Below are 2,601 nucleotides of genomic sequence, written 5' to 3'. Positions count from 1 at the left end.
TCAATCCGGACGGTGTCATGCTGTCCAATGGTCCGGGCAATCCGGAAGACATACCGGAAGCTCTGGAGATGATTCGCGGCATTCAGGGCAGGATTCCCATCTTTGGCATCTGTATGGGGCATCAGCTCTTTTCTATGGCCAACGGTGCCAAGACCCATAAGATGAAATTCGGCCATCGGGGCTTTAACCACGCAGTGCGCGAAATTGCGACCGGCAGGATTGACTTTACCAGTCAAAATCACGGCTATGCTGTCAGCCGCGAGGACTTGCCGGAGAGCTTGATTGTCACCCACGAGGAAATTAATGACAAATCAATCGAGGGTGTCCGCCACCGCTATTATCCCGCCTTTTCTGTGCAGTTTCACCCAGACGCTGCGCCGGGGCCGCATGATGCGGACTATCTCTTTGATGAGTTTATGGAGATGATGGGGGAATAGCTGAGCTCCCTGCACGAGATTTTCAACGAAAAATCGTCAGAGACTTTATTTAATGGCAATCAGAGAGTTGCCGAATAGGAAGGAGACGATACAGGTTCGCGGAAGTGAGCACGCCCTCAGACGGTGTGAAAAAAGAAACGGAGCCTAGACGCTGAACGTGTCTGCGCCGGGTTTCCAACTGTCACTCTGTCCTTGACGGGCTTTGTATCATACGAAACATGCCAAAACGTACAGATATTCAGAAGATTATGGTGATTGGTTCCGGACCAATTGTGATTGGGCAGGCAGCCGAGTTTGACTATGCAGGAACTCAGGCCTGTCTGTCCCTGAAGGAAGAGGGCTATAGCGTTGTCTTGGTCAACTCAAATCCAGCGACAATCATGACCGACAAGGAGATTGCGGATCGGGTTTACATCGAGCCGATTACGCTGGAGTTTGTGACCCGTATTTTGCGCAAGGAGCGGCCGGATGCTCTCCTGCCGACTCTGGGCGGTCAGACTGGGCTTAATATGGCCATGGAACTGTCCAAATCCGGTCTCTTGGAGGAGCTGGGAGTAGAACTCTTGGGGACTAAACTGTCCGCCATTGATCAGGCAGAAGACCGCGATCTCTTCAAGCAGCTCATGGAGGAGCTGGACCAGCCCATCCCTGAGTCAGAGATTGTCAATACGGTCCAAGAAGCGCTGGAATTTGCCGGATCGATTGGCTATCCAGTCATTGTCCGTCCGGCCTTTACCTTGGGCGGCACCGGCGGCGGTATCTGCAGCAATGAGGAAGAACTGCAGGAAATTGCCGAGAATGGGCTCAAGCTGTCTCCGGTGACCCAGTGTCTGATTGAGCGTTCTATCGCCGGATTTAAGGAAATCGAATACGAAGTCATGCGGGATGGCGCCGACAATGCCCTGGTGGTCTGCAATATGGAAAATTTTGATCCCGTCGGCATCCACACAGGAGACTCGATCGTCTTTGCCCCCAGTCAGACCATTTCCGACTATGAGTATCAGATGCTGCGGGATGCCAGCCTGAAGATTATCCGGGCTCTGAAAATAGAGGGCGGCTGCAATGTCCAGCTGGCGCTGGACCCGCATAGTTTTAAGTACTATGTCATTGAGGTCAATCCGCGGGTGTCGCGCTCATCTGCTCTGGCCTCCAAAGCGACGGGCTATCCCATTGCCAAATTGGCTGCCAAGATTGCAGTCGGTTTGACCTTGGATGAGGTCATCAACCCAGTCACCGGCTCAACCTATGCCATGTTTGAGCCGGCTCTGGACTATGTAGTGGCCAAGATTCCGCGCTTTCCTTTTGATAAGTTCGAGCAGGGCGAGCGCCGTCTGGGCACCCAGATGAAGGCCACTGGGGAGGTCATGGCCATCGGCCGCAATATCGAAGAAAGTCTGCTCAAGGCCTGCCGCTCTCTGGAAATCGGTGCCGAGCATAATGAGCTGCCGGAACTCAGCCAGCTGGCGGATGATGATGTGATGAAAAAATTGTCAAAGCACAGGACGATCGGCTCTTCTATCTGTCGGAGGCTATCCGCCGGGGCTACAATCCGGATGAACTGGCCGAGCTGACCAAGATTGACGTTTTCTTTTTGGACAAGCTGCTGCACATTTACGAAATCGAGCAGGAGCTGACCGGTCATGTCGGAGACAGCTCCGTGCTGAAGAAGGCCAAGCAAAATGGCTTTTCTGACGCTAAGATTGGAGATTTATGGGGGATGGCGGCTGCTCAGGTTCGCCAGATCCGCTTGGAACAGCAGCTGGTGCCGGTCTACAAGATGGTCGACACCTGTGCAGCCGAATTTGAATCTGCTACACCTTATTTCTACTCGACCTACGGCTTTGAAAATGAATCGGTCAAATCCAGCAAGGAATCTGTACTGGTGCTGGGTTCCGGCCCGATCCGCATCGGTCAGGGAGTGGAGTTTGACTATGCGACTGTCCACTCAGTCAAGGCTATTCAGGCGGCCGGCTACGAAGCAATTATCATGAACAGCAATCCAGAGACTGTTTCGACTGACTTTTCCGTTTCAGACAAGCTTTATTTTGAGCCGCTGACCTTTGAAGATGTCATGAATGTCATTGATTTGGAGCAGCCCAAGGGGGTGATTGTCCAGTTTGGCGGCCAGACAGCCATCAATCTGGCGGAGCCTCTTTCAAAAGCC

Annotated in this window: 2 pseudogenes; both read left to right on the top strand. The window is 52.9% G+C overall.

Annotation, left to right across the window (positions count from 1 at the left end):
* A pseudogene (locus STRDD11_RS11870) lies at positions 1 to 437 on the top strand (carbamoyl phosphate synthase small subunit); the annotation flags it as partial.
* Positions 438 to 655: 218 nt separating this feature from the next.
* A pseudogene (gene carB, locus STRDD11_RS11865) lies at positions 656 to 2,601 on the top strand (carbamoyl-phosphate synthase large subunit); the annotation flags it as partial.

The organism is Streptococcus sp. DD11, assembly GCF_001578865.1.
In the GTDB taxonomy this organism is placed as follows: Bacteria; Bacillota; Bacilli; order Lactobacillales; family Streptococcaceae; genus Streptococcus; species Streptococcus panodentis.
The sequence above is the reverse complement of the archived record's forward strand: the minus strand, read 5'-3'. Positions and strand labels throughout refer to the sequence as shown.